Origin of the sequence: Devosia sp. (genome assembly GCF_028290645.1) — a bacterium.
GTDB lineage: Bacteria > Pseudomonadota > Alphaproteobacteria > Rhizobiales > Devosiaceae > Devosia_A.
In genome coordinates this window covers 1-7,655 of record NZ_JAQGJL010000364.1, presented here as the reverse complement: position 1 = coordinate 7,655, position 7,655 = coordinate 1, and the positions used below count along the sequence as shown (strand labels likewise).

General features: G+C 65.0%; 13 protein-coding genes and 1 tRNA gene. 4 read left to right on the top strand and 10 right to left on the bottom strand.

What is annotated here, in order from left to right; genetic code table 11:
• Positions 1 to 40: 40 nt before the first annotated feature.
• On the top strand, positions 41 to 601 hold the full coding sequence (locus tag JWQ89_RS19375) for a gluconokinase (RefSeq protein ID WP_299643730.1): 561 nt from the start codon (positions 41 to 43) through the stop codon (positions 599 to 601).
• 108 nt (positions 602 to 709) lie between these two features.
• Positions 710 to 1,444, top strand: a complete 735-nt coding sequence (locus JWQ89_RS19370) for a hypothetical protein (RefSeq protein ID WP_299643727.1) — start codon at positions 710 to 712, stop codon at positions 1,442 to 1,444.
• A 9-nt stretch (positions 1,445 to 1,453) separates the two neighbouring features.
• Here the strand turns inward: JWQ89_RS19370 and JWQ89_RS19365 are convergent, their stop codons facing one another.
• Complete coding sequence (locus tag JWQ89_RS19365; RefSeq protein WP_299643725.1) at positions 1,454 to 1,978, bottom strand: methylated-DNA--[protein]-cysteine S-methyltransferase; 525 nt, start codon at positions 1,976 to 1,978, stop codon at positions 1,454 to 1,456.
• 60 nt (positions 1,979 to 2,038) lie between these two features.
• Positions 2,039 to 2,599 carry a TetR/AcrR family transcriptional regulator gene (locus JWQ89_RS19360; RefSeq protein WP_299643723.1) on the bottom strand — a complete coding sequence of 187 codons (561 nt, stop codon included), beginning with the start codon at positions 2,597 to 2,599 and terminating at the stop codon, positions 2,039 to 2,041.
• Between the two features lie 69 nt (positions 2,600 to 2,668).
• Between JWQ89_RS19360 and JWQ89_RS19355 the strand changes: the two genes are divergently transcribed.
• Complete coding sequence (locus JWQ89_RS19355; protein WP_299643720.1) at positions 2,669 to 3,196, top strand: dihydrofolate reductase family protein; 528 nt, start codon at positions 2,669 to 2,671, stop codon at positions 3,194 to 3,196.
• Between the two features lie 151 nt (positions 3,197 to 3,347).
• Here JWQ89_RS19355 and JWQ89_RS19350 read toward each other — a convergent pair whose 3' ends face one another.
• The 5 genes from JWQ89_RS19350 to JWQ89_RS19330 form a co-directional block, all read right to left on the bottom strand.
• Complete coding sequence (locus JWQ89_RS19350) at positions 3,348 to 3,653, bottom strand: hypothetical protein (RefSeq protein WP_299643718.1); 306 nt, start codon at positions 3,651 to 3,653, stop codon at positions 3,348 to 3,350.
• A gap of 13 nt (positions 3,654 to 3,666) precedes the next feature.
• A complete protein-coding gene (locus tag JWQ89_RS19345) occupies positions 3,667 to 4,374 on the bottom strand; it encodes a hypothetical protein (protein WP_299643717.1) in 708 nt (235 codons plus the stop codon).
• Positions 4,375 to 4,472: 98 nt separating this feature from the next.
• Complete coding sequence (locus JWQ89_RS19340) at positions 4,473 to 4,823, bottom strand: DUF1304 domain-containing protein (RefSeq protein WP_299643715.1); 351 nt, start codon at positions 4,821 to 4,823, stop codon at positions 4,473 to 4,475.
• A 139-nt stretch (positions 4,824 to 4,962) separates the two neighbouring features.
• Positions 4,963 to 5,145, bottom strand: coding sequence for a CsbD family protein (locus tag JWQ89_RS19335; protein ID WP_299643714.1), 183 nt, complete (start codon positions 5,143 to 5,145; stop codon positions 4,963 to 4,965).
• A gap of 93 nt (positions 5,146 to 5,238) precedes the next feature.
• On the bottom strand, positions 5,239 to 6,012 hold the full coding sequence (locus JWQ89_RS19330) for a MerR family transcriptional regulator (RefSeq protein ID WP_299643712.1): 774 nt from the start codon (positions 6,010 to 6,012) through the stop codon (positions 5,239 to 5,241).
• 188 nt (positions 6,013 to 6,200) lie between these two features.
• Between JWQ89_RS19330 and JWQ89_RS19325 the strand changes: the two genes are divergently transcribed.
• Complete coding sequence (locus tag JWQ89_RS19325) at positions 6,201 to 6,563, top strand: hypothetical protein (protein ID WP_299643709.1); 363 nt, start codon at positions 6,201 to 6,203, stop codon at positions 6,561 to 6,563.
• On the opposite strand, the gene JWQ89_RS19320 is transcribed toward JWQ89_RS19325, so the two are convergent.
• The 3 genes from JWQ89_RS19320 to JWQ89_RS19310 all read right to left on the bottom strand — a co-directional run bounded on the left by JWQ89_RS19320 (position 6,560) and on the right by JWQ89_RS19310 (position 7,443).
• Positions 6,560 to 6,997, bottom strand: coding sequence for a hypothetical protein (locus JWQ89_RS19320; RefSeq protein ID WP_299643707.1), 438 nt, complete (start codon positions 6,995 to 6,997; stop codon positions 6,560 to 6,562). The two genes, JWQ89_RS19325 and JWQ89_RS19320, sit on opposite strands and share 4 nt — an antisense overlap.
• A 53-nt stretch (positions 6,998 to 7,050) precedes the next feature.
• Positions 7,051 to 7,338 (bottom strand): hypothetical protein, encoded by a 288-nt coding sequence (locus JWQ89_RS19315; RefSeq protein ID WP_299643705.1) that lies wholly within the window; start codon positions 7,336 to 7,338, stop codon positions 7,051 to 7,053.
• 19 nt (positions 7,339 to 7,357) lie between these two features.
• Positions 7,358 to 7,443: transfer RNA gene (locus tag JWQ89_RS19310), tRNA-Leu, on the bottom strand.
• Positions 7,444 to 7,655 lie beyond the last annotated feature (212 nt).

The window sequence follows — 7,655 nt, the reverse complement described above, 5'->3', positions numbered from 1 at the left end:
GCTTCCGAAGCCTCTTCCTTCGTCAACGGACACATCCTCTATGTCGACGGCGCCTTCACAGCCACGGTTTGAGCCGGCCCGCATCATCGTCGTAATGGGCGTCTCCTCGTCGGGCAAATCCGCGGTCGGCGCGGCCATCGCGCGGCGGCTGCACGCCCCCTTCCTCGACGGTGACGGCTACCACCCGCCGGCGAACAAGGAAAAGATGCGCGCCGGCATCCCCCTCACCGACGAGGACCGCTGGCCCTGGCTCGAAACCCTCGCCAAGGCGCTTGGCGAGGCGGCAGAGCAGAAGGGCGTCGCGGTGGGTGCCTGCTCGGCCCTGAAACGCGCCTATCGCGATTATCTCACCGAGAAGGCCGGCGAGCCGATCCTGTTCGTCTTCCTCGACGGCGACATCGAGGTGATCCGGCAGCGCATCGAGGCGCGGGCGCACGAGTTCATGAACCCAAAGCTCCTCGACAGCCAGTTCGCGACGCTGGAACGGCCGGGGCCGGACGAAAACGTGCTGGCGGTCGATGTCACGGACCCGGTGGAGACGATTGCCAGCAGGGTGGTGAAGGAACTGGGGCACTTAAAGGTGTTCAAGCGGGGCCAGTAGCGACGCTGATCTTCTGTCGTACTGCTCGCAATCCTCTCCGATGCGGCAACTGTCCCTTCACCGCTTTCGCCTAGATTTGTGCGGAGAGGCAATACTGGTGGGGCGGCAATGTCGGGGCGTGATCTGGTGCGCGGGTTGCGGAGCGAGGCAGCAACGGCACCGACGAAGGCGCAACGCAGCAATGGTGTCGACCTGCTGATCACCGCCTTTGCCATGATCGCGGTCGGCAGCCTCGCCTATTTCGGTTATGCGACATGGTTCGCCCCGCGCTCTCCTCAACCCCAGGCAGCGCCGCCCACGCAAACGGCGGCCGCGGCGGACCGTGACATGGTCTGGACAGCCGAGGACTCCTCGCGCTGCAAGGCAGTCGCCCGGGCCGCCGTGGATGACCCCATGCCCGACGAAGCGATGCTGGCCAACCGGTCCGTCACCGAAGGCTTTGCCGGAATGGCGACGCTGCTGGAGTGTCGCATCACCACCAAGGTCGCTCGCTTCTGCGATCCTGAGGAGAAGGCCGCCCTGGTGGCGATGATTGGCGACTACCTGGGGCGCATCGACCTCATCGACCTCGGGCTCGGCGTGCAGGGCGCCCCGATGGCTGTGCTCGGCGAGGTTTTTGGAGGCGAGATCTCGGCCGGCTCCGAAGTCTACAACATGCAGAAGGACGCGACCTTCGCCTTCATGAAGGTCTATCATGAGAAGGTGGCCGCCGGCCTCAGGGCGCTGGCACGAGAAGGCATCGTCGCGCCATCCGATTTCGCGAGCTTCATGGGAATGGGCGTGCCGACGGCGATCGCCGATATCTTCAATGGCGTGTCCGCCGAGCGCCAGCTGTGCGCCTAGCCGCCGGACTCAGAACCCGAATGAGAACTGTCCCGTCGGCGAGGCTGCCCTCTCCAGCGCCAGCATCTCCATCTTCGCCCTGACGCCGCCGGGGGAGGAGAAGCCGCCGGTGCGGCCGTCGGCGGCGAGGACGCGGTGACAGGGAACGATCAGCGGGATGGGGTTGGCGCCCATGGCGGCACCCACGGCGCGTGAGAGCACCACGTCGCCCAGCCAGCGCGCGATGGCGCCGTAGGTCGTGGTCTCGCCCCAGGCGAGTTCGCGGATGTGTCCGTAGACGCGGCGGTTGACCTCGGGGACACCGCTCAGGTCGAGCATCAGATCGGCGAAATTGTCCTGCGCCCCTTGGGCGTAGGCGAGGATGCGCGCAGCAACTTCGGGTTGCCCTTCCGGGTCGTCCACCCCGCCCGCGCGCTCCAGCCGCGCACGCATCGCCTGCGGCGTGTCGCCCGGCAGCAGCACGCGCGAAATCCCCGCATCGGTCCAGCCGATCGCCATGGGTCCGAGAGCCGTATCGAGCAGGCGGCAGCGCATGCCAGGAGAGTAGCGCTCCGTGGCGGGGGAAAGAACCCGGATTCAGCCACCGATGCGATCTCAGCCCACCACCGCCGTCAGCCACTCCCGCAACTCGCGGCGCAAATACCCGCGCAGGGTTCCCTCGCGCGAGTATCCCCACCAGAGCACCGCGCCCTGCCACTGGCTGGCCATCAGCCGCCCCAGCACAGCCTGTTGCGCCGCATCGGCGCTGAGGCGCCGCCCGAGCGCGGCGGTCAGCGCCTTGTTCCAGGCGACACCCCGGGCCCGCAGCACCGGATCGCGAAAATCCTCGCGCAGCAGCAACAGCCCCTGCGCCGCCTCATCGCCGGCGCCGTAGCCGGCCGACAGCCGCACCAACAGCGCGATGGCGCCTTCGGCGTCCACCGGATGGGCCGCATCGGCGCCCGCGGTGGCAAGATCGAGCTGATCCCACATCCACAACAGCGCCGCCCGCAGCAGTGCCTCGCGATTGCCATAGCGCTGCACCAGGGTTGCGGGCGACAACCCTGAGACAGCGGAGGCCGATGCGAAGGTGAGGCCGTTCGGACCCTCCTTCGACAGCAACGCGGCCACAGCCTCGATCACATCCTCGTCCGAAATTCTTCTGGGTCTGGACATCGCATCCAATATAAACGAATGTTCGTTTATAAACTGCTATGGCGCTCGCGAACAGGGAGAATCGGAAAAATGGCCCGCATCGTCGGCTACATCGCCACCAGCCTCGACGGCTTCATCGCCGATCCCGAGGAATCGCTCACCTGGCTCACCCAGCGTCAGGACATGGAACTGGGCGAGTTCCACTACAACCTGTTCATCAACCGCATCCGCACCGTTGTGATGGGTCGCGCTACCTACGACTGGCTGGTCAAGGAGAACGTCCCCTGGCCCTATGCCGAGCAGCGGACCATCGTCGTCACCTCCCGCCCCATCCCGGACCCCCTCGGCCCGCTCGAAATCCGCACCGACATCGACGCGCTGGTCGCCGAACTCCGCGCCCTCGACGACGGCGATGTCTGGATGCTGGGGGGCGGCAAGCTGCAGATGGCCTTCATCGAACGCGGCGCCCTCGACGAGATCGAGATCTACGTGATCTCGCAACTGCTCGGCGGCGGCTTCCCGCTGTTCCCCGCGACGGGGTTCGAGAAAGGCCTGCGGCTGCTCGCGGCGAACAGCCTGGGCACCGGCGCAGTGAGGCTGCATTACAGCTTTGAGTGAGTTGCGCTGTCGCCCCACACACCAGCTGTCATCCCAGCGAAAGCTGGGACCCATTTCACCGCTTGCGCCGGCCGATGGTGAATCCCCGCCTTCGCGGGGATGACAGCCGGTGGTGGGTGACATCTCGGGGTCGCTTGGAGGATAGCACGCCCTAGATCGGGTCGCTCTGCACCACGACCTCCCAGCGATCCCCCAGCGCGATCTGGATCTCCGACACCAGGAACGGCAGCAGCGCGTTGAACTCGTGGCGATCGCGCTCCGACATGCGCCACGTCGGATCGTTCGGGTGATCCCAGTTGACTTGCCGGTCGTAGAGCTCGTTCAACCGGGTCATTCGGCGGATGATGTCGCTGGAGAACCCCCAGAACCCGATTTCAGTAGGGTGCCCGTCGACGAACAGCGGCGCCAGCCCATGGCTGACCATGCCGAAATCGACAAGGAACACGACCTGTTTCACTGCGGACCAAGCCTCAGTTTGCCGAGGTGCCCACGTCCCCTGGGGTGGCTCGTCCGCCCACCCAATGGACAGCTCTTTCCTTGAGTTCATTGAACCTACGCGATACGCCAGAAATACGGCTGTCCCATTCCGGATCGGGTGCCTGGCCTGCGGTCGTCCGGAAGAACACCTGCATCATGCAGGCGATGGCAAATGGCTCGATCAGCGCCGCCTTGACGGCCCAGGCGAAGATCAGCGCGAAGACAAGGCCAGCCGCCGACCAGCCGCCGGGAATCACCCAGGCAACGGTCGCGGCGGGTGCCAGCATGACGAGGAAGACCAGGAAGGCCGGCCCGTAGGTGACAACGGTCAGCCAGGCGGCGTTCTTCAGCACCTGGGCGGCACGGCCGATCTGGTTTTGCCCGTCCGGCACGTCCTCGCCGTCGAGCAGTTTCACCAGCACCGCGATATGGCCGGGCTTGACGATGTAGAGGATGTATTCGCGGAGAATATACAGGACGCCTGCCGTCAGCCCGAAGCCGATCAGGGCGCCCCAGAGCGTTGTACTGGCCTGGAACTCGCCGTCGCCGAAGGCGCCGACCCCCCAGCCCACCCCTGCCCCAATTCCGGTCATAAGCACGTAGGCCACCGCCGTCCCGGCATAGACCACTATGCGGAAAACGATGAAGGGCAGTGTCCTGCCCATATGCCCAAATGCCTGCCCGATGGAGAAATCCCACATCGGAGGTTCACCCCAAGTCACGCCGCCGTGTGACGTTAGCCAGTTTGCGGAAGGTGGGCAATTTCCGCGTGTAAGTATTTCCCCGCCTGTGCATAAGCTCAGGCGAGCCACACTCCAATGAGCGCGACCACAGCGGGAAATGTCTGCACAAACAAAATCTTGCGCGCTGCGGTCACCGCCCCGAACACACCTGCGACGGCGACGCAAAGGAGGAAAAAGACCTTGATCGGATCGCCTGCCTCGCCCAGCCAGATGCCCCAGATCAATCCGGCGGCGAGGAAACCGTTGTAGAGTCCCTGGTTGGCCGCCAGCGTTTTCGACTTGGCGGCAAAGGCCGGTGTCGTGCCGAACGCCTTCATTCCCTGCGGCTTGTCCCACAGGAACATCTCCAGCACGACGATGTAGATATGGATGAGGGCGACGATGCCCGTGAGGATGCTGCCGATCATGCCTGCGACTCCCTGCTGCGTTCGGGAACGTAAAGCAAAAGGCCGCCCCTGGGACGGCCTGTAAGGAATGTTACGGCGCTGTCCGCGATTTGCCGGAGAGAAAGTGTCTCCGCAATCGCGGTGTTACGCCCGTCGGGTGTCAGCGCTTGAGCGCGTCGCGCGCCGCTTCCTTGACCTTGCCGGCAGCCTTCTGGACCGTGCCTTCGACCTTGTCGGCGGCACCGTCGGCCTGCAGCTTCCGGTCGCCAGTCGCCTTGCCGATGGCGTCCTTCACGTTGCCGCGGGCCTGCTTGGCAGTGCCCTTGATCTCGTCCTTGTGCATCTTAGTCTCCGTGGGGTTGGCAGTCGGGCCGAACAATGCAGCGTCTGAGACAACGTACCTGCCACAACGCAAATTAACCACGCGTCCAAACACTCAGGTGGAGATGCGACGGGCGTAGACCATCATCGAACCCGCGAGGTATTCCGCTAGACCCGGCTCGATCGCCTCGTAGCGGGCGACGAAATCCGGATGTGACGTATAGAGGTCCGCCAGGCTCGCATAGGCCTCGGGCGGGCATGGCCGGTCCCACATGAACTCGATCCATTTGCGATGCCGTGCCAGTTGCGGGTCGAGACTGGGAGAGCCCATGGGCACGCCGCGACGCAGGCCCTCGGCGAGGCCCTGCTCGATGTCGTGCAGGTCCTCCATGCGCTTCTGTTGTTCGGCCTCGGTCAAAGACCCGATTTTCTCCTTGCCTAGCGCAATCCGGTCCGGCATGTCGCCGCCATATTTCTCCACCAACCATGCCTCGTACTCGGCCTGCTTCTCGGGCGAGATGCCCTTGTACAAATCTGCGTTCTTCATCGCGCGCTCTCCTTCAAGACTGGCGATCGTGCGGTCGATCGTCCTGACAAGCCGGGCGTAGCGCCTCGCCTCCTCGCTCAGCCGCTGACGCTGCCCACGCAGCGCCTCCAGCCGGTCGAAACCGGGCGCATCGAGGATGGCGCCGATCTCCCCCAGCGGGATGCCGAGTTCGCGATGGAGCAGGATCTGCTGCAGGCGCAGCAGTTCGTCCCGTCCGTAGTAGCGATAGCGGTTCCGTCCGGTATAGGCAGGCTTCAAAAGACCGATCTCGTCATAGTGGTGCAGCGTCCGGATCGATACGCCGGATACCTTCGCCACCTGCTTGACCGTCAATGCCTTCATCGCACGCGCCTCCGCGAGGACGGTGGATAGTCCCTCACGTTGCGTGAGCGTCAATATCGATTTGCGCAGAAGCTGCCGGTGCCGGCTTTACCCCCCATAAACCAGCCCTCGGGCTATCGCCCGCCAACGCGGAAACCCGATGTTTCGCCGGCCATTCATCTCGCAGCAATGGTGGCCGGCGAGGTGACATGTCCCAACGCATCGACATTCAGCAAGTGCTGGTCTGGGCCTTTCGCGTCCAGAAAGTGGAGACCGCCGCCTCGGCCGATCCCGATGCGATGACGGTGTACTGGGCGGTACTCGCCCTCCCCGTTCCGCATGCCACGTTGATCCGCCGCTACGCCCGCGAGGCCCGCCGGCCCGATTGGCACGCCGCCGATACGCCCACGGTATCGCTGGAGGGCGTGCGGCGTTTGCGCCGGCTCTACACCGAGTGGGTCCGCGCACTTGTGGTGCTGCAGCGCACCCTCGAGGGCACGCTTTCGCGTTTCCACGTCACCGGCCCCTGTCTCGACGAGCAGCCCTGGCTGCGCGAGCGCCTCCGCGCCTAGCGGCACTGCGCGATCAGGTTGGCGATGGCGCTCGATGAGCCTACCAGCGAGAACGCGTGCTGCGGATACCGCCCGGCCGCATCGCTGATGCCGACGCTCTCGCCTGTCTTCAGCAACGACACCAGCGGCCCACTGGCCGGCACGTCCGCCGCATGCCGCGCGTCCATCTCCTCGTAGCGCATCGACAGCCTCTGGGTGGAAACGCCGACCGTGAAATCCACATCGGCGACCTCCTCCAGGTCGGGCGAACGCTCCGCACCGGCGGCAAGATCGTAGCGGAGATACACCCGCCCCCGCGAGCAGGTGAGCGCCAGATATGCGTCCGGACGGTCGGTCGCACAGGCAGAGGCAGTCAGCACCGGACCGCCCTCATCCTCCTGCATCTCCACCGTCCACGTGTTGCAGGCCTCGGCGGCTGCAACCGGCGTATTCATTGGCGCGGCCCCTAGCAGCAGCGGAAGCAGCATCGCCGGCGCTGCCCGGCGCATCACTGCCCGTCCCCGAGATAGCCGACCTCGATTCGCTGGAACAGCGGCCCCTCTTTCATCGTGCCGAGCCATTTCCTGAACTCCGTGACGTCCCTGAACCCGGCCTTCCTGGCGTCCACGTCGGTCACGTCATCGGGCGACATGTCGTCGATCCGCCCGATCTTCAGCAGCCCCACCTTGGTCTTCAGCGTCCCGCCCGGCTTCACCGTCGGCCGCGTCCAGCGCCGGAACTGCAGCGTGATCTCGCCGCGCTTGATGGCCTCCAGAACCTCCAGCTTCAGCAGCACTCGGCGCTCCTCGAAATCATGGTGCGGGCGGTGGGACTCGAACCCACACGGCTATACAGCCTCGGGATTTTAAGTCCCGTATGTCTACCATTCCATCACGCCCGCCAACGCCAAGCCGTTTCCCACAGCCCCGGGGAAAACTCAAATGATTGCTGATGGCGGGAAACCCTGACAGCCGCTGCCAATCCCGGCCACAGCGGAGGTTAAGCGTCAAGGACCCGTCGGGACAGTGGATCAACGTGGTGCAGCAGCTCTGACCGGGTGCCGCTAAACGTCCGAGAACGGCTTATAGACAACCGATTCCTCCAGCAACTCGG